Raw genomic sequence first — 17,221 nt, 5'->3', positions numbered from 1 at the left:
CCTACAGTGGAAGTGGGGAAGTCTCCACTTAGACGTTAAGTGGGCGCTCCTCCATTTAGCAAGCCGGGCCGGTCCTACGCAGGAGGGAAAGCACACATGACCGAGGGAGCGCGGCGCCCGTTGCGGGCCGACGCGCGGCGCAACCGGGAGAAGATCCTCGCGGCCGCGGTGCGCGTGTTCGCGACGGAGGGGCTGGACGCCCACCTGGAGCGCATCGCCAAAGAGGCGGGGGTGGGCAGTGCCACGCTGTACCGCAATTTCCCGACCCGCGAAGCGCTGGTCGAGGCCGTCTACCGCAATGAGGTGGCCCAGCTGTGCGACGCGGTCCCCGCCCTGCTCGCGGCGCAGCCGCCCTTCGCGGCGCTGCGTGCCTGGACCCGGCTCTTCCTGGACTACGTGACCGCCAAGTACGGCATGATCGACGCCCTGCGCGCCATCGCCGCGACAGGGGGCGACCCGTACGGTCACAGCCGGGAGATGATCCAGGCCGCCCTGGGCGCCCTCATGGAGGCGTGCGCGGCCGCCGGGGCGATCCGCACCGACATCGGCCCCGCCGACCTGGCCGCCGCCCTCGAAGGTATCGCCCTCACCTCGGGGGGCCGGGAGCGGCGGCAGCAGGCGGAACGCCTTCTCGACCTCACCCTGGACGGGCTGAAGGTCCGTCCGTGAGGATCGGCGTGCTCCCGAATCGCCTTCGGCCACGCGAGTTCATAGCGTGAATTAAGCGCAAAGGGAAGTCGCGTGCGGCAGTCCGCCAGAGGTATGTTGCAGACCGGGCAGGGTAGGGGAGGAGCCACATGGCGGGGCGGAACGGTCGCACGGTGCGTGACCTCAGGAGGGCCAACCGTACGGCCGTGCTGCAACGGCTCTACTTCGACGGACCGCTCAGCCGCTTCGAGCTGGGCCCGGCGACCGGCCTCAGCTCCGGTTCGGTCAGCAACGTGGTCGCCGACCTGGTCGCCGACGGACTGGTGGAGGAGGCCGGCAGCGTCGACTCCGACGGCGGCCGGCCCCGCACCCTGCTGCGCGTGGCCCCCGCCAGCGGCCACATGATCGGCGTGGACGTCGGCGAGACCCGGGTCCGGGTCGAGCTGTTCGACCTGACGCTCACCGAACTCGCCCGCGCCGAACGCCCGCTGGTCCAGCAGCGCTACGACGTCGACGTCATCGTCGGACACATCCGCGACGGCATCGCCGAGGTGCTGGCCACGGCCGCGCTCCCGCCCGAGCGGCTGCTCGGCGCCGGGATCGGCGTGCCCGGCATCGTCGAGCACACCGCCGACCGGGGTGCCGTGGTACACGGTCAGACCATCGGCTGGGACGCCGTCCCGCTGGAGGCCCTGCTCCGCGCCGGCTCCCCGCTGCCCGACACGGCCCCCTATCTCATCGACAACGGCGCCAAGACCCTGGGCCAGGCCGAGATGTGGTTCGGCGCCGGACGGGGCGCCCGCAACGCGGTCGTCGTCCTCTTCGGCTCCGGCGTCGGCGCCAGCCTCGTCACCCCCGAGGCCGAGCAGGGCCGGGCGGTCGAATGGGGGCACCTGACGGTCCGGGTCAGGGGCCGCCGCTGCCGCTGCGGAGCACTCGGCTGCCTGGAGGCGTACGCGGGCGCCGAGTCGCTGCTGGCCCGCTGGCGGGAGGAGGGCGGCCGGGTGCCGCAGGGCACCGACGAGGAGACCGCTCTCACCACGATGCTCGCCGCCGCCTACCCGGCCGGGGGCGAGGCGGCCGACCCGGTCGCGCTCGCGGTTCTGGAGGAGACCGCCGAGTACCTGGGCGCCGGACTCTCCGACCTGATCAACCTCTTCCAGCCCGAGCGGATCCTCATCGGCGGCTGGGCCGGCCTCCAGCTCGGCACGCGTTTCCTGCCCGCCGTTCGCCGCCACGCCGTGTCGTACGCGCTGCGCCATCCCGCCCAGAAGGTGACGGTCGAGCTGGGCCGGCTCGGCCCGGACGCGGTCACCGTCGGCGCCGCGATCCTGCCCCTGGCCGACTTCTTCGCGCGCGGCGGCAGGCACCCCGAGCCGGTACCCGACTACCCGGTCCCCGCCTGGCGCACGGCGCTCCAGGAGCGGACACCGCACTGAGGTTTCGCCGGTCACCGAGGAGGTACCCGACGCCGCTCGGACGATCACCGGACGACCCGAGGACCACGGGAAGGAGCGCGCCGTGTCCTACCACCGCCACGAAGGACCGGGTGAGAACGGTGCCCCGGTCCCGCGCGACATGCCGGACCAGCAGGCCGGGGACCACGAGGACCCGTGGGAGGCGGCCTCGCCCACCCGCGAGCAGCGCGAACACCTCCAGGGTCTGGAGGACGAACGGCCCGACGGCGACGACGCGGCCGGCGCCGACGACGACACCGCCGACGACGACGACACCGCGGATGACGGGGACACCGCGGATGACGGGGACACCGCGGACCGCCGGAAGACGGGGCCCGCGGCCGACGTGCCCGACACCGACGAGGCGGGCACGGGCAGGCGGGGCGAGCCGCACTCGGGCGCAGTGCACCCCGAGCACCCGGTGCCCGACGAGTCCTCCGGCTGAACGGGATCACGCGTGGGGGGCGGCGGGCACCCGCCGCCCCCCGCCCTCGTGTGCCGGTCTCAGCCGACCTTGCGCCCGCGCATGGGCTCCGTGTCCGCCCCCGCGCCTTCCCGCAGGCCCCGCAGGAACTCCTCCAGCACCTCCGTGGCCGTGCGTGTCGCGCGCCAGCCCAGTTCCTCCCGCGCCCGCGCGCAGTCCATGAGGGGCAGCCGCAGCACCGCGTCGAACAGGTGCGGGGAGGCGGGCAGCAGCCGCAGCCCCCAGGCGGCGGCGATCGCCGAGCGGGCCGCGGTCCGGGGCAGCCGCACCGGGCGCACCCCGATCAGCTCGCCCAGCAACTCGGCGTCCACCGGCGGTTCGGCCGCGAGGTTGTACGCGCCCCGGGCGTTCTCGGAACGCGCCGCCAGCCGGTAGGCGTGGGCCGCGTCGTCGGTGTGCAGGGCCTGCACGCGCAGGCCGGGAATGTCCGGCAGGAAGGGGAGGAGCTCCGGACGCGCCGCCGGACCCGGCAGGAACCGGCCGCCGAAGATCCGGCGCTGCTCGCTGGCCGACTCCCGCTTGAAGAGGAAGGCCGGCCGCATCCGCACCACCCGGGTCCCCGGGTGATCGCGTTCGAAGGTGTCCAGAGTCCGTTCCAGATAGGCCTTCTCCCGGCAGTACGCGGCGTCCGGCCAGCCGTGTGTCGGCCACGACTCGTCCACCGCGTGGTTCTTCGGTCCCGGCGAGTACGCACCGACCGACGAGGCGTGCACCAGTGCCGGCACCCCCGCCGCGGCCACCGCGTCGAAGACCCGGATGGAGCCGAGTACGTTCGTCCGCCAGGTCGTCGCCGGGTCGTGCGTGGGCTGGAACGCCCAGGCCAGATGGACCACGGCGTCCGCGCCGGCGAAGTGGCCGGCCAGGTCGGTCTGCTCCGACGCCAGGTCGACCGCGGCCCACTCCGTCTTCGCGGGCGACCACTCGGGAACCCGCCGGGCCAGCCCCCGTACGGACCCCACCTCCGGATCCTCCGAGAGAAGCCGCACCACGCTGGTGCCCACATTGCCCGTGGCACCCGTGACCACGACCCTGCTGCCCGTTGCGCTGCTCACCCTGTGCTCCTCTCGGCCGCTTGCCCGTGCGGAGAGCGACGGGTACCCGCGGCCCGGGAAAGGCACGCTCCGGAAAGGCTGCGAAAGGCACGCTCCGGACCGGCACGCCCCGAAGGGCACGCTCCGGACCGGCACGCCCCGAAGGGCACGCTCCGAAAAAGGCGCGCACCCCGAAAACGCACAACGCGCACCCCGAAAGCGCACAAGGGGAAGCCCCGGCCGCGACGGGGGAATCACGACCGGGGCGGTCAAACGCGGATACGGATGGCGGTCGCCTCTCGGCGAAAGGCTCCACAGGGCTTCAGCCGAACGATCGTCCCTGTGGGCGCATGGTGAGGCCCGGGGACACTGTCCCATCCGTACCCACGGTCTCTTCAACGGCGCGGGGCCCGCCGGTGTTCCACCGTCTGTCGTGGTTTGAGGTGATCTGTGTCACGGCTCACTGGTCTCGGCGGACTTGCCGGCCCCGTCGGCCTCGCCGACCTCGGTCATGACCTCCGCCCAGAGATCCTCCGCCTGCAGGAGCAGCCCGCCGAGGACCGCCGTCGGCGCCGCTCCCTGCCCGGCGTGATCCCGCAGCCCTTCCTGCAACCGCCGGTGCAACTCCTCCATCGTCCCCTCGGTGGCCGACTCCGGATCGTCCCCGGCCCGCCGGCCGACCAGCCGGCCCGCCTGGGCGTGGCAGGCGTCGCCGATCAGCCGCAGCAGGCGCGCGTACAGCTCCAGCACCGGCCCCTCGGGCGGCGCGGGCGTCCGTCGCTCGTCGGCCGCCACCGCCAGCGTCCGGGTCAGCGCCGTGATGTTCCCGGTGACCCGGCTCCACCGCTGGTCCTCGGCCACCGGCGGCACGCCGGTGGGTGCGCGGTACAGCCACCGCAGCGGCCCGGAGGTCAGCCGCAGGCTCTCCCGGCTCCAGGACCGGGCCGAGTACAGCGCGTCCAGCCGCCGCCGGAGCCGCGCGGCGTCGTTGGACCAGCCGGCCGCGCTCTGCGCGTCCCACTGGGTCTCCCGCAGGTCGGCGGCGACGGAGTGCAGGAGGTCTCCCGACTCCCGGGCCAGCGCCGCGAGGTTCTCCCGTACGTCCCTCAGATGGATCGGCGGCAGAACCAGGGCGTTGACCGCCACGCCGATGACCGCCCCGAGCGCCGCCTGTCCCACCCGGTGCCCGACCGCGGCGGCCGACACCGCCGTGCCGGAGGCCAGGACGAACACCGCCGTGGTGGCCGCGTAGATGCCCTGTCGGCCGAAGCGGGACCAGTTCGCCATCAGCATCAGTACGGGCAGGGACAGTGCCAGCGCCACGGTGTGGTCCTCCGTGACCGCCTGCGTCGCCGAGGCCGCCAGCGCACCGGCGCAGATCGCCGAGAACTGCTGGCCGGCCTGGCGCACCGAGCTGTAGACGGTAGCCTGCACGAGGACCAGCGCCACCCAGGGCGCCATCAGCGCCATCGGGTCGCCCAGCCACACGCCCGCCACGGTCCAGGCGATCAGGGCAGCGCCCGCGGCCTTGAGCGACTGGACGACCAGGTCGCGTTCCCGCCCCGGTCCCCGCCAGGCGGCACGGGCTGACCGTCCGACGGCGGCCACCTCCCACCGCACCGCGGCCACGGGCCGCCGTCCCCGGAGCGCTTCCCGGAGTGTGTGTGTCACTGCGGTCATGCGGTGCCGGGTGTCCGCGTGACCGGCGGACTCGTCTCGTCGAGGCGGAATGCGCGGGATACGGTCCGGGACCTCATGCCAGCGGGCTCCGCTCCAGGGAGGCCAGCAGGTCGGCCGGATCGGCGTAGACCGCCTCCGCCCCCGCCTTCTCCAGATCGGCCCGGGGCAGTCCGCCGCAGAGCACGCCCACGCAGCGCACCCCGGCCCGGTCGCCCGCGCGCATGTCCCACACGGTGTCGCCGACGAAGACCGACCGCTCGGCCGTCGCCCCGGCCAGTTCCAGGGCGTGCTCGACCGGCTCCGGCGCCGGTTTGCCCGCGTCCACGTCGTCGGCGCTCGCGGTGGCGGCGATCGCGTCGTCCGCGTCGATCGCCCGCCGCAGCGCGCCCAGCTCCGGGCCGCCCGCCGAGGTCGCGAGGACCACCGTCCAGCCGTCGCCGGCCAGCCGGCGCAGCAGTTCCCCGGCACCCGGCAGCGCCGGCAGACGGTCGAAGTACTGGGCGTACAGCGCCTTGTGGGCGGCGCTCAGCTCCGCGTCCTGATCCGTGTCCCGGTCCTCGCCCAGCAGCCGCGCGACGAGGTCGCCCGAGGGCAGGCCCACGGCCCGGTGCACCGCGTGCATCGGGACCTGGTGACCCGCCTGCCGGAACGCCTCCCACCACGTCGTGACATGCAGGTGATTGGTGTCGACGAGGGTTCCGTCGACGTCGAACACGGCCGCCCGTTCCATGCACTGTTCCTTTCCTGGTCCGTTGTCCGGCAGACGGGTACCACGTCAGGGCTCCGTCACTCCGGACGGTGTACGGCCCTCGCGCGTCCAGGCCAGCAGCTCGCCCAGGGACCAGGTGGTGACCACCCGCTCCGCGGGCACCCCGCAGTCCTCGGCCCGTGCGCACCCGTGGATCTGCCAGTCCAGCTGACCGGGCGCGTGGGCGTCGGTGTCGACCGAGAACAGCACGCCGGCCGCCACCGCCCGGCGCAGCAGCCGTCGCGGGGGGTCGAGCCGCTCCGGACGGCTGTTGATCTCCACGGCCGTGCCGGACTCGGCGCAGGCGGCGAACACCTCGTCCGCGTCGAACCCGGACTCGGGCCGCCCCCGCCCGGTCAGCAGCCGGCCGGTGCAGTGCCCGAGCACGTCCGCGTGCGGGTCGCGGACCGCGGTGACCATCCGACGGGTCATCGAGCGGGTGTCCATCCGCAGCTTCGAGTGCACGGAAACGACGACCACGTCGAGCCGCTCCAGCAGCTCCGGCTCCTGGTCGAGCGAGCCGTCGTCGAGGATGTCGCACTCGATGCCGGTCAGCAGCCGGAACGGTGCCCAGGTCGCGTTGAGTCCCGCCACCACGTCCAGCTGCTCGCGCAGCCGCCCGGGGGAGAGACCGCGGGCCACGGTCAGCCGCGGGGAGTGGTCGGTCAGCGCCGCCCACTCGTGCCCGAGCGCCGCCGCCGCCCGGCCCATCTCCTCGATCGGGCTGCCGCCGTCCGACCAGTCGGAGTGCAGATGGCAGTCACCGCGCAGCCGGGCCCGCAGCGCCTCACCGCCGTGGGCGAGCGGGGTCCCGGCCTCGCCCTCCAGCTTCTCCAGGTAGCCGGGCAGCTGCCCGGCCAGGGCCTCCCGCGCGACCTGCGCCGTCTTCGGACCGACCCCCTTGAGGGACTCCAGCGAACCGGCCGCCACCCGCTCGCGCAGCTCGGCGTCGGACAGCTCGCCCAGCTCCCGGGCCGCGGTACGGAAGGCGCGGACCCGGTATGTCGGCGCCTGCGACCGCTCCAGCAGGAAGGCGATCCGGTCAAGCGCCTGAACGGGATCCATCGCCACCTCCTCCTCCTGCACCTCCAGGGTTCCCCAGCGGGCCGGGGACCGCACGACGGCTCCCGGCGGTTTGTCCGCGCGGTCCCCGGGTACGGCGATGCCCTGTCCCCCGCCCGCGCCCACGAGGAGGCCCGTCGTGCCCAGTCCCACGCCGACCGACACCAAGACGGCCGTCATCACCGGCTCCGACTCCGGCATCGGCCGCGCCACCGCCGTGCGCCTGGCCGAGGCGGGCATGGACGTCGGCATCACCTGGCACACCGACGAGAAGGGTGCCGAGCGGACCGCGGAGGAGGTCCGTGCGCTGGGACGCCGGGCCGAGACCGCCCGCGTGGACCTGAGCCGGCTGCCCGAGGCCGCCGACACCGTCGACGAACTGTGCGAGCGGCTCGGCCGGATCGACGTCCTGGTCAACAACGCCGGCACCGGCACGGCCACGCCCTTTCTGGAGCTGGGCCTCGACGACCTGCGGCACGTCCTGGACGTCGACCTGGCCGGGCCGTTCCTGTGCGGGCAGAAGGCGGCCCGGCGCATGATCCGGCAGGGGGAGGGCGGCCGGATCGTCAACGTGACGTCCGTCCACGAGCACCAGCCGCGCGTGGGGGCCGCCCCGTACTGCGCGGCCAAGGGCGGGCTCGGCCTGCTCACCCAGGTGATGGCGATCGAGCTGGCCGAACACGGCATCACCGTCAACGCCGTGGCACCCGGTGAGATCGCCACGCCCATGACCGGCCAGGAGGACACCGACCCGCGGCGCGAGCACCGCCCCGGCGTCCCGCTCGGCCGACCCGGCGACGCCCGCGAGGTCGCCGCCGTGATCGCCTTCCTGGCCGGGCCCGACGCCTCGTACGTCACAGGCGCCTCCTGGGGCGTGGACGGCGGCATGCTCCGGATGGGACCGATGGCCGGGTCCCATCTCACGGGCGACGACTGGCGGCGGCCCTGAGCGGGCGGTCGTGCGCCTGCGCGCCACCGTCCGCGACCGACGGGGATTCCGCCGCCTCCGCCACGGCCCGGTTGTCGCCACCCGGACCGGGACGGCCACTCACCTTCCGGGGCGAGCGCGGGAACTTCGGGCGGCGCGCGACCGCTGACCGGACGCTCGCCCCGGGTGGCGGCCTACCCTCGACGCATGACCGAAATCGACAGCCCGTACCTCGGCAGGCCGCGCATCCTCGTGCTCCGCGTGCAACCGGGTACGCCCCCGTTCCGGATCGTGGAGATCGACGGCCAAGTGGTCGGTCGGGCCAGGGACGTCACCGACGTACTGCAGGCGGCCGTGGCCTTCGGCATCACGGTCCACGACCTGGACGACCCGGACGTCGTCCGCTGGGTGGGCGGGGACAAGTTCACCTGGACCCTGCACTAGGACGCGCGCCTGCCCCCGCCCGGTGCCTCAGCCGACCGTCCACTTCTGGTTGGCGCCGCCCGTGCACGTCCAGATCTGCAGCCGGGTGCCGTTGGCCGAGCTGTTGCCGGCGACGTCGAGGCACTTGTCGGCCTGGGGATTGACGATGTCGCGCGCGGCGGTGACCACCCATCGCTGGGCGGCGCTGCCGTTGCAGTCCCACAGCTGGACGACCGTGCCGTCCGCGGTGCCCCCGGCGTTGACGTCCAGGCACTTGCCGAGCGCGCGGATCGTGCCGTCGGAGCCCACCGTCCACTGCTGGGCGGCGGTGCCGTTGCAGTCGTAGAGCTGTACGGGGGTGCCGTTGGCGGTGTTGGCCGCGGCGACGTCCACGCACTTGCCGGCCAGGCCCCGGATCGCGCCGCCGGCCGGAGAGTCGGCCGTCGTCACCGAGACGTGGTCCACCACCAGCGCCTGGGGGAAGGCCGTGGAACCGTCCGGGTCACCGGGCCAGTAGCCGCCGACCGCCAGATTCAGGATCAGGAAGTACGGCCTGTTGAACACCCACTGCTTTCCGCCCAGGTCGGCCGGGGTGCGCCGCTGGTAGACGTTGCCGTCGACCGACCAGGTGATCGAGTCGGGCGCCCAGTCGACGGCGAAGGTGTGGAAGGCGTCCGCGAAGGCCTGGCCGCCGGGCAGGGTGTAGCCGGCGCCGATGCCGCCGGAGCCGGAGTAGCCGGGGCCGTGGATGGTGCCGTGCACGGTGGAGGGCTCGAAGCCGACGTTCTCCATGATGTCGATCTCGCCGGAGTCCGGCCAGTTCACCGGGGTGCCCAGCATCCAGAACGCGGGCCACATGCCCTGCCCGCGCGGCACCTTCATCCGCGCCTCCACGTGCCCGTACTGTGCCGTGAACTTCCCCGAGGTGTTGAGCCGGGCGGACGTGTACTGGCAGCTGCCGTACCAGCACTGGTAGTTGGCCGGGTTCTCCTTGCGGGCTGTGATGACCAGGTGGCCCTGGCCGTCCAGGGCCGCGTTCTTGTTGCCGGAAGTGTAGTACTGGCGTTCGTGGTTGTTGACGTTGTCGCCGGTCTCGATCTGCCACTTCGAGGAGTCGACGGCCGCACCGGCCGGGCCGTCGAAGGTGTCGGAGAACGTCACGGCGGCGGCCGCGGCGTCGGCGGCCCCCGAGGCTTCGGACTTCGCGTGGGCGGGACCGGTCACGAGGGACGCTGCGAGCCCGGCGGACAGGGCGGCGGCGAGGAGACATCTGCGGAGCAGGCGCGGGCGGGCCACGGCTCTCCCTTCCGTGCGGCGTCCCCGAGGGGAGCACCGACCGAGGTGGGGGGTTGGGGGGTGTCGCCTCTTTATTCAAGTAGTGAGATAAGGGGCGGGTCAATACCTTGGTACGGACCGGATGCCCCACTCTCAACTCCGTGCCCGGCGCGCGTGCACCGCGCGGCTCATCCGTCGGCCGAGGAGCAGGTAACCGATCAGTGCGCCAGTGGTGTTGAGGATGACGTCGTCGATGTCGAAGGCCCGCCCGGTGATCAGGGCGCCTTGCGCGAACTCCACCAGCAGCATCACGACGGCCGTCAGCAGCAGCACCCGCAGCGGCCCGCGCGTGCGCGGCGCGACGACCGGGACCAGCACGCCGAACGGCACGCCCAGCAGGATGTTGCCGCCGATCTGCTTGACGGCGTCCCGCAGCGCGGGCTGGTCCAGATAGGCCCTCACCGAGCGGCCGGGATGCATGTTCGTGTGCGTCAGGGCCTCGGACGCGGGGGAGGGCTGCAGGGTCAGCCGCGCCAGCACCACCGCGAACGCCACCATGAAGACGAACGCGCACGCCGTCGCCAGCAGGCGCAACGGGAGGGCCAGCGCGTGCCGTTCGCGACGATCGGCCTCCGGCGCCTTGGGGGCGCGGGGGCGCGGCCACAGACGCAGTCCTGAGACAGCACGAGCCATGTCGGTCCTCCAGTCGTCAACTTCCCCGCGTGGTAGGGCGGTTACCCGCCGAACCGCCGAGGATGCCCGGCGACTCCCCGCAGCCGGCGGTGCGTCCCGTCTGTCTTCCCGTGTCCGGTTGTTCCGCGCCCCGTGAGTCTTTGCGCGCCCGGTTCCCTCTTCTCCCGGCCGGTGACTCCCGCCGGGGGGAGCCATCGCCATCGTGCGTCGCCGTCGGCCACCACTCGCACGGTTGCGGCCCGTCGCCCCCTACGAGGCGGGCGACGTGCTCGCCGCCTCCGCCCACCTCGTCACCGGCCTCGCCGCCCCGCCCGGCGGCTCCGCCACCCTCGCCGACACACTGCTCCCGTACGGCACCGTCAGCACTCTCCTCCGCCGGTGCCGTCCCCCGCTGAACGCCGCGGCCGGTCCACACCTCCGTGCGCCGGACACCGCCGGGCGTCGGTCCGTGGCCGCTGTCGGCCGTCCTGGCCGTGGCCCCGGCCGCCGTCGGCGCCATCCGCCCGTGACTGTTCGACGCGCCGGTCCGGGCGCCGCCGCGACGGCGCCCGCGACTTAGGGCACGTCGGCACTACGCCGCGTGGCTGCTGGCGCGCACCACCGCGCCGAATGCCGACCCTCCCGGGGGCGCTGTCCGGGTGAGCGGGGCGGCCCCCACGGCCGGGGCCTACGCCCCGTACGTCACCCGGACCTTCTCGAAACCGAGGGAGTTCAGCAGGCCCCGGAGCATCGCGGTGGTGTTGCTCTCGGCGCGCGTCTTCAGCTCGCTGTCCTTCGCCGCGTCGGCGATGTGCCGGGCCGCGAGCTTCTGCACGGCCTGTTCGCCGTTCGGGTTGTCGGAGAACAGGTCACCGAGGCGGTCGAGCAGTCCGCGCTGCTTGGAGACCGCGTAGGAGCGGTCGGGGTCGAGGGCCGGTTCGCCGAGCGCGGCATGCGGCAGCCGCAGCGTGGCCGAGGTCCGGTCGGCGTTGACCGTCACGTCGTCCTCGCCCACCTTCCCGAGGTCGACGAAGGCGTCGACGGTGCCCGCCCCGACGTACAGGGTGCGGGTGCCGCGGATCGCGTCGGGCAGGAACCTGGTGTCCTTCTCCAGGTCCACGACGACCTGGAAGTTGCCCGAGGCGGCGTCGTAACGGCTGATGTCCTGGACGGACTCCAGCAGCGCGGGACCGGAGCGGTCCCGGGTCTCGGAGCCGAACAGGTCCTTCAGCCCCGGCAGGACGCTCAGCCGCAGCCCCGCGAACAGCACGACGAGCACCAGCACCAGCGCGGTCAGCGCCTTCGCCCAGCCGGGCATGCGCCTCGCGGGCCTCTCGACGGGACTCGCGGGCTTCTTGACGGGAGTCGTCATGGCGACGGCCCTCCTTCCTACTGACCCGGATGCCCCTCATCTCCCCTGTCAGACACGGCGGTTGGCGCAGGGGGTGGCGAGAGGGGGCACACAGGGCGTACGGCGGCGGCTCAGCGCCCAGGCTTCAGCGGACGGTCCTCGCAGGGGCGCGACGACCACACCGCCTCCCCACGCGTGAGCCCGGGGGGCAGCCGCAGGCCGGCCTCCCGCACCCGTCGGGCCGGCAGCTCGCCGGTGACGGTCCAGGCCGGGACGCCCCCCGACGTACCGGTGAAGTCCGTACCCGGCGAGGACGGCAGGGCCGCCACCGGCGCCGGCGCGTCCGGCGGGTCACCCGGCCCGAGACCTCGGTGGTCCGCCCGTCGGTCTCGCGCGCAGGAACGTCGGCCGCCGGCGCCGGCGCACCTCACCGTCGTACAGCCGCAGGCACGCCGGGCGTTCGCCGGCGGGTGCGGGGCGTACGGCGAAGACGGTGCCGCGCGGTGCTCGCCGTTCCGTTCGTGCCGGCCGTTTCGGGCGCGGCGGCCGGGACCGGTCCGACCAGGCCCTCGACCAGCTCCGCGACGCCCTGGCCGCCGAGCGCGGGGCCGTGGTACAGCGGGTGGAACGAGCCGTCGGCGGTACGGGCGGCGAGGACGGCGGCCAGGTTCTCGGCGGTCGGCCAGGGAGCGTCGACCAGCGCGGCCAGGAGGTCCGGGTCGACCTCGGCGAGCGCCTCCGCGGCCCGTCCGTGCGGCGGACCGCTTGGTCATGGCGCGTGACCCCGGGCGCGGCGCAACGGGATGTCCGTAAGCTGAGGGTCCCGGCCGGACAGGATCACGCGAGGAGCGGTCCGTGCGAGACATCGCCGTGTTCAGCGGTAGTGCCCACCCCGAGCTGGCCGAGGAGGTCTGTGCCCACCTGGGTGTGCCGCTCAGCCCCACCCGGGTCAGCCGGTTCGCCAACGACTGCCTCGAGGTGCAGCTGATGGCCAACTGCCGCGAGAGGGACGTCTTCCTCGTCCAGCCGCTGGTCAAGCCGGTCCAGGAGCACCTCGTCGAGCTGTTGCTGATGTGCGACGCCGCCCGCGGGGCGTCGGCCGGCCGCATCACCGTGGTCATGCCGCACTACTCCTACGCCCGCTCCGACAAGAAGGACGCCCCGCGCATCTCGCTGGGCGGGCGGCTGGTGGCGGACCTGCTGGTGGCGGCGGGAGCGAGCCGGGTCCTCGCCATGACCCTGCACTCGCCCCAGGTGCACGGCTTCTTCTCCGTCCCGGTCGACCACCTCCACGCGCTGCGCGAACTGGCCGCGCACTTCCGGCGGTACGACCTCTCCCGCACCACGGTCGTCTCGCCGGACCTGGGCAACGCCAAGGAGGCCGCCGCGTTCGCCCGGATGCTCGGTGCCCAGGTGGCGGCCGGCGCGAAACAGCGGTACGCCGACGACCGGGTCAGCATCAGCTCCGTGATCGGGGACGTGGCGGGGCGCGACGTCATCGTGCTCGACGACGAGATCGCCAAGGGGAGTACGGTGCTGGAACTGCTGGACCGGCTGCGGGAGTCGGGCCCGCGCACCATCCGCCTCGCCTGTACGCACGGGCTGTTCGCGGCCGGCGCGCTGGGGCGGCTCAGCTCGCAGCCGGACGTGCTGGAGATCGTGTGCACCAACACCGTGCCGGTGCCGGCCGACGACCACACCGACAAGCTGCGGATCCTGTCCATCGCCCCGGCGCTCGCCGAGGCGGTACGCCGTATTCACAACGGCGAGTCGGTCAGCGCCCTGTTCGACGCCCGCCCGGCCGGCTGACGCCGAGTGCCTCGTCCAGGGTCCGGCAGGGCGGCAGCAGCCCTGCCAGACCCGTGATCCTCAGCATGCGCAGGGTCAGCGGGTGGGTGCACACCAGGCGCACCTGTCCGCCCCGGTCGAGCACCTGGTTGCGGGCCCGGTACAACAGCCGCAGTCCGGAGCAGTCGAAGAACTCGATGCCGCCGAGGTCCAGCACGACCAGGGCGCCGGGACGCCCCGTCTCGTGGTCCAGGCGCGGGGCGATCTCCGCCGCCGAGGCGATGTCGATCTCGCCCCGGAACTCCAGCACCGTGTGCCCCCGGTCGTGGCGCACCCGCAGATGCCGGGTGGGCGACGCGGATTCCTGCCGCACGAACCATGCCTCCAGCCTGTTCCGGCCTGTTCGGTCCTGCTTCCGGGGGCTCAACTACCCAGTCCGCTGCGAAAGTTACCTCGATCGAGCGAGTTTGAGCATGTTCGATTGACATATGTCATCGAAAGCTCACGGCCGCGCCGCCGGGGCCGCGGCACCGGCCGGTCGGTCCACCGGTCGGTCCACCGGTCGGTCCGCCGATTGGTCCGCCGGCCGGTCAGTCGACCACGAGGACGAGCTTGCCCGTGGTACGCCCGGTCTCGCCGAGCGCGTGCGCCTGCGCGGCCTCCGACAGCGGGAACGTCCGCGCGACGGTGGCCCGCAGCTTCCCCGAATCGACCAGGCCCGCGATCTCCTCCATCCCGGCCCGGTCGGCGTCGACCAGCATCCGCACCGCCCGTACGCCGAGCCGGTCGGCCTCCTCGTAGAACTCGTCCGATCCGACCGGCAGGATCGACACCACCACCCCGCCCGGGCGCAGTACGCGCAGGGACCGCAGGGTCGTGTCGCCGCCGATCGTGTCCAGGACGACGTCGACGTCCCGCACGGTCTCGGCGAAGTCCGTCTCCCGGTAGTCCACGGCCTCGTCCGCCCCGAGCGAGCGCAGGAACTCGTGCTTGCCCGCGCTGGCGGTGCCGATCACATGGGCGCCCAGGGCCTTGGCGATCTGCACCGCCACATGGCCCACGCCGCCGGCCGCCGCGTGGATCAGCACCCGCTGCCCCGACCGGACGCCCGCCCGCTCCACCAGCGCCTGCCACGCCGTCAGTGAGACCAGCGGGAGCGCGCCCGCCCGGACATGGTCGACACCGGCGGGCTTGTGGGTGAAGGTGCGCGCCGGAGCGGTGACGTACTCCGCGTGGGAACCGTGGCCGAAGGGATAGGACAGCATGCCGAAGACCTCGTCGCCCGGCCGGAACGCCGCGACGCCGATCCCCACCGCCTCCACCACGCCCGACACGTCCCAGCCCAGTACGAAGGGCGGCTCGCCCAGGAAGCCGCCGTTCGCCCGGTGCTTCCAGTCGGTCGGGTTCACCCCGGCGGCACGTACCCGCACCAGCACCTCGTTCGGGCGCGGCTCGGGACGCTCCTGCCGTACCTCCTTGAGGACCTCGGGACCACCGAGGACGTCCTGGCCGATGGCGCGCATGGTGTTCATCGAGACCTCGCAACTGGGGGAGGGGCGGGTGGCACGGTCTGCAACCTCCGACGCGATGGTGCCATTCCCGGGGCCCTCCCGCACCCGGGGCGAGGCAGTCGGGGGACGGGCGCCAACTTGTCCTTGGGGCAAGGTCGTTCGCCACCCCGGAGCGCGCGTCGGGTCGTGACGGAATCCTCACTTCCGCCGGGCCGTGAAATTGATCTTTTAGGCTTCCCAACCGATAAGCTCCCCAGCGGCGCTGCGAGTTGACGCGGATCGCGACGGGTCGGCTCACGGCGCGTACCCATGCGTGCGGTCCCCCTTGCCCGCCCCTGCTTGACCACCCCCCTGTTCGATCGTTTTGCTTCGAAGGATGCAGATGGAACTCGCCACTCCGCCACCGGCGGCGCGGGCCCCTGTCGCCTGGTACAGCTGGTGGCTGATGCCACTGGGCCTGGGAGGCGGGACGGCAGCCGCCACGTTCATGAGCTCGGAGCGAATAACCGTGGCCGTCGCCGGTGCGGCGGCCACGGCGGCCGGCACCGTGTGCGTACGTCTCCTCCTGCGCACCCGCGCCCAGCTGGGCCGGGCCGAGGAGACCCACCGCGGCGCGCGGGCCGAACACTCCCAGCAGTGGCAGCAGCACGTGGCCGCCCTGGAACGCAAGTTCTCCGCCGAGCGAACCGCCCTGGACGCCCAGCTCACCGAGCAGGCGCAGACCTACGAGGCGCAGCTGACGGAACACTCCCGGGCCTACGAGGACCGGCTCGCGGAGCAGGCCACGGCCTACGAGAGCCGCCTCGCCGAGCAGGCCGCGGCAGGGCGGGAGCGGCTGGCACACCAGCTGGCCGCCGTGTCCCGGCTCGCCGACGAGCAGCTGCCCGACGCGATGCGCGCGCTGCGCGCCGGCGAGGCAATCGACGACATCCTGCCGACCGTCGAGCAGTGTGCGAAGGTCGGGGCCGACCTCCAGGCCGAACTGCGCAAGGTGCTCAGGACCGCGCTGATCGGCGTCGAGGCGGAGTTCGACCGCTCCACCTCCGCCGAGCAGGCCGTGATCAGCGTCGGCAACCGCATCCACGTCCTGACCAGCAAGCTCCGGGGCCGCCTGCACGAGCTGCAGGGCGAGCACGGCCGGCTGCCCGCCGTCGCCCGGGGCCTGATGGAACTCGACCAGGCCATCGGCCCGGCCGACTGCCTCGCCGCCAGCATCGGCGTCCTCGGCGGCTCCGACCGCCCGGGCCGCCAGTGGCAGGAACCGCAGCGGCTGCTGAGCGTGATGCGCGGCGGCATCGGCCGGATCAAGGACTTCCACCGCGTCCAACTGCGCCACCTGCCCGAACTCGGCGTCGACGGCGGCATGGTCGACCACCTCACGCTGATCTTCGCCCACCTGCTGGACAACGCCGCCCGCTACTCGCCGCCCAGCGAGCCCGTGGTCGTCTCCGGCAAGGAGGTCCCCAACGGCGTCGGCATCGAGATCCAGGACTCCGGCAAGGGACTGAGCGAGGAGAAGAAGCACGAGGCCGAACACGCGCTGGCGGGCACCTCTCCCGGGGCGGGACTCGGAGGCATCTCGGAGGATGCCAGCATCGGTCTGCGCGTGGTCGGCGCCCTCGCCCGCCGCTACGGCATCCGCGTCACCTTCGCCGACTCGCCGTGGCTGGGCACCTCCGTCGTGGTCGTCGTACCCCACAAGTACTTCAGTCCGCTGCCCGCGGCCGCCGCCCCCGTGACGACAGCCCCTGCCAAGCCCCCGCCGGCCGTCACCGCGTCCCCGCCCGCCGCCGCGCTCCCGGCCGCCATCGCCACCGCGGCCCCGGCCTCGGACCCCGGACCGGCGGCCGGCCCGGCCCCCACGGGCGGGACCGCCGTGGAGACCACCCCGGGCGGCCTGCCCCGGCGCCGGAGCAGGCGCACCGAACCGACCGCCGAACCTGCCGCCGGGCCGTCCACCGCCCCGGCCACGGACGCCGGGGACGACGCGCACGGCGCCGCGGGCGAACCCGCCGAACGGGCCCAGGTCCCGGCCGTTCCGCCGGACACGTCCTTCGCCGGTCTCGCCGCCTTCGCCACCGCGGGCCGCGACCTCGGCATCCCCGACACGACCACCGGTGGCGTGTCCACCGAGCACCGCACTGAAGAGAGCGACTAGTCCCC

16 protein-coding genes are annotated in these 17,221 nt (G+C 73.6%); 7 read left to right on the top strand and 9 right to left on the bottom strand.

The annotated features are described in order from the left end of the window. Window positions 1-96: 96 nt before the first annotated feature. From ACGFYH_RS13000 to ACGFYH_RS12990, 3 genes are all read left to right on the top strand, one after another. The gene (locus ACGFYH_RS13000) at window positions 97-669 is read left to right on the top strand and encodes a TetR/AcrR family transcriptional regulator (protein WP_393803191.1); all 573 of its coding nucleotides are present in this window, start codon (window positions 97-99) and stop codon (window positions 667-669) included. Window positions 670-797: 128 nt separating this feature from the next. After that, window positions 798-2,087 carry an ROK family protein gene (locus ACGFYH_RS12995; protein ID WP_393803190.1) on the top strand — a complete coding sequence of 430 codons (1,290 nt, stop codon included), beginning with the start codon at window positions 798-800 and terminating at the stop codon, window positions 2,085-2,087. Window positions 2,088-2,169: 82 nt separating this feature from the next. Further along, on the top strand, window positions 2,170-2,550 hold the full coding sequence (locus ACGFYH_RS12990) for a hypothetical protein (protein WP_393803189.1): 381 nt from the start codon (window positions 2,170-2,172) through the stop codon (window positions 2,548-2,550). A 59-nt stretch (window positions 2,551-2,609) separates the two neighbouring features. Here the strand turns inward: ACGFYH_RS12990 and ACGFYH_RS12985 are convergent, their stop codons facing one another. The 4 genes from ACGFYH_RS12985 to ACGFYH_RS12970 form a co-directional block, all read right to left on the bottom strand. After that, window positions 2,610-3,641: an SDR family oxidoreductase gene (locus ACGFYH_RS12985; protein WP_393803188.1), complete on the bottom strand. Its 1,032-nt coding sequence runs from the start codon at window positions 3,639-3,641 to the stop codon at window positions 2,610-2,612. Window positions 3,642-4,073: 432 nt separating this feature from the next. Beyond that, window positions 4,074-5,300: an aromatic acid exporter family protein gene (locus ACGFYH_RS12980; RefSeq protein WP_393803187.1), complete on the bottom strand. Its 1,227-nt coding sequence runs from the start codon at window positions 5,298-5,300 to the stop codon at window positions 4,074-4,076. Window positions 5,301-5,373: 73 nt separating this feature from the next. Further along, window positions 5,374-6,030 (bottom strand): HAD family hydrolase, encoded by a 657-nt coding sequence (locus ACGFYH_RS12975; protein ID WP_393803186.1) that lies wholly within the window; start codon window positions 6,028-6,030, stop codon window positions 5,374-5,376. A gap of 45 nt (window positions 6,031-6,075) precedes the next feature. Further along, window positions 6,076-7,113: a PHP domain-containing protein gene (locus ACGFYH_RS12970; protein WP_393803341.1), complete on the bottom strand. Its 1,038-nt coding sequence runs from the start codon at window positions 7,111-7,113 to the stop codon at window positions 6,076-6,078. 136 nt (window positions 7,114-7,249) lie between these two features. Between ACGFYH_RS12970 and ACGFYH_RS12965 the strand changes: the two genes are divergently transcribed. Together ACGFYH_RS12965 and ACGFYH_RS12960 are read left to right on the top strand one after the other, a co-directional pair. Next, window positions 7,250-8,059 carry an SDR family oxidoreductase gene (locus ACGFYH_RS12965; RefSeq protein WP_393803185.1) on the top strand — a complete coding sequence of 270 codons (810 nt, stop codon included), beginning with the start codon at window positions 7,250-7,252 and terminating at the stop codon, window positions 8,057-8,059. Between the two features lie 186 nt (window positions 8,060-8,245). Next, on the top strand, window positions 8,246-8,482 hold the full coding sequence (locus ACGFYH_RS12960) for a hypothetical protein (protein WP_393803184.1): 237 nt from the start codon (window positions 8,246-8,248) through the stop codon (window positions 8,480-8,482). 27 nt (window positions 8,483-8,509) lie between these two features. Here ACGFYH_RS12960 and ACGFYH_RS12955 read toward each other — a convergent pair whose 3' ends face one another. From ACGFYH_RS12955 to ACGFYH_RS12945, 3 genes are all read right to left on the bottom strand, one after another. Next, on the bottom strand, window positions 8,510-9,757 hold the full coding sequence (locus tag ACGFYH_RS12955) for a ricin-type beta-trefoil lectin domain protein (RefSeq protein ID WP_393803183.1): 1,248 nt from the start codon (window positions 9,755-9,757) through the stop codon (window positions 8,510-8,512). Window positions 9,758-9,889: 132 nt separating this feature from the next. Further along, window positions 9,890-10,429 (bottom strand): VanZ family protein, encoded by a 540-nt coding sequence (locus tag ACGFYH_RS12950; RefSeq protein WP_393803182.1) that lies wholly within the window; start codon window positions 10,427-10,429, stop codon window positions 9,890-9,892. A gap of 667 nt (window positions 10,430-11,096) precedes the next feature. Then, window positions 11,097-11,780 (bottom strand): DUF4230 domain-containing protein, encoded by a 684-nt coding sequence (locus tag ACGFYH_RS12945; RefSeq protein WP_393803181.1) that lies wholly within the window; start codon window positions 11,778-11,780, stop codon window positions 11,097-11,099. Window positions 11,781-12,614: 834 nt separating this feature from the next. Here ACGFYH_RS12945 and ACGFYH_RS12940 point away from each other — a divergent pair. Then, window positions 12,615-13,568 (top strand): ribose-phosphate diphosphokinase, encoded by a 954-nt coding sequence (locus ACGFYH_RS12940; protein WP_393803180.1) that lies wholly within the window; start codon window positions 12,615-12,617, stop codon window positions 13,566-13,568. Here ACGFYH_RS12940 and ACGFYH_RS12935 read toward each other — a convergent pair. Together ACGFYH_RS12935 and ACGFYH_RS12930 are read right to left on the bottom strand one after the other, a co-directional pair. Continuing rightward, window positions 13,534-13,920, bottom strand: coding sequence for an anti-sigma factor antagonist (locus ACGFYH_RS12935; protein ID WP_393803179.1), 387 nt, complete (start codon window positions 13,918-13,920; stop codon window positions 13,534-13,536). The genes ACGFYH_RS12940 and ACGFYH_RS12935 overlap by 35 nt on opposite strands. A gap of 217 nt (window positions 13,921-14,137) precedes the next feature. Continuing rightward, window positions 14,138-15,079 carry an NADP-dependent oxidoreductase gene (locus tag ACGFYH_RS12930; RefSeq protein ID WP_393803178.1) on the bottom strand — a complete coding sequence of 314 codons (942 nt, stop codon included), beginning with the start codon at window positions 15,077-15,079 and terminating at the stop codon, window positions 14,138-14,140. Window positions 15,080-15,440: 361 nt separating this feature from the next. Between ACGFYH_RS12930 and ACGFYH_RS12925 the strand changes: the two genes are divergently transcribed. Further along, window positions 15,441-17,216 carry an ATP-binding protein gene (locus tag ACGFYH_RS12925; RefSeq protein WP_393803177.1) on the top strand — a complete coding sequence of 592 codons (1,776 nt, stop codon included), beginning with the start codon at window positions 15,441-15,443 and terminating at the stop codon, window positions 17,214-17,216. Window positions 17,217-17,221 lie beyond the last annotated feature (5 nt).

Source organism: Streptomyces sp. NPDC048392 (assembly GCF_043200575.1).
Classification (GTDB): Bacteria; Actinomycetota; Actinomycetes; order Streptomycetales; family Streptomycetaceae; genus Streptomyces.
The sequence above is the reverse complement of the archived record's forward strand: the minus strand, read 5'-3'. Positions and strand labels throughout refer to the sequence as shown.

Bases quoted from the DNA above. Each gene is read 5' to 3' on its own strand.
- ACGFYH_RS12975 (WP_393803186.1), bottom strand. From the start codon at position 6,030: ATGGAACGGGCGGCCGTGTTCGACGTCGACGGAACCCTCGTCGACACC.
- ACGFYH_RS12945 (WP_393803181.1), bottom strand. From the start codon at position 11,780: ATGACGACTCCCGTCAAGAAGCCCGCGAGTCCCGTCGAGAGGCCCGCG.
- ACGFYH_RS12930 (WP_393803178.1), bottom strand. From the start codon at position 15,079: ATGAACACCATGCGCGCCATCGGCCAGGACGTCCTCGGTGGTCCCGAG.
- ACGFYH_RS12950 (WP_393803182.1), bottom strand. From the start codon at position 10,429: ATGGCTCGTGCTGTCTCAGGACTGCGTCTGTGGCCGCGCCCCCGCGCC.
- ACGFYH_RS12925 (WP_393803177.1), top strand. From the start codon at position 15,441: ATGGAACTCGCCACTCCGCCACCGGCGGCGCGGGCCCCTGTCGCCTGG.
- ACGFYH_RS12970 (WP_393803341.1), bottom strand. From the start codon at position 7,113: ATGGATCCCGTTCAGGCGCTTGACCGGATCGCCTTCCTGCTGGAGCGG.
- ACGFYH_RS12995 (WP_393803190.1), top strand. From the start codon at position 798: ATGGCGGGGCGGAACGGTCGCACGGTGCGTGACCTCAGGAGGGCCAAC.
- ACGFYH_RS13000 (WP_393803191.1), top strand. From the start codon at position 97: ATGACCGAGGGAGCGCGGCGCCCGTTGCGGGCCGACGCGCGGCGCAAC.
- ACGFYH_RS12960 (WP_393803184.1), top strand. From the start codon at position 8,246: ATGACCGAAATCGACAGCCCGTACCTCGGCAGGCCGCGCATCCTCGTG.
- ACGFYH_RS12980 (WP_393803187.1), bottom strand. From the start codon at position 5,300: ATGACCGCAGTGACACACACACTCCGGGAAGCGCTCCGGGGACGGCGG.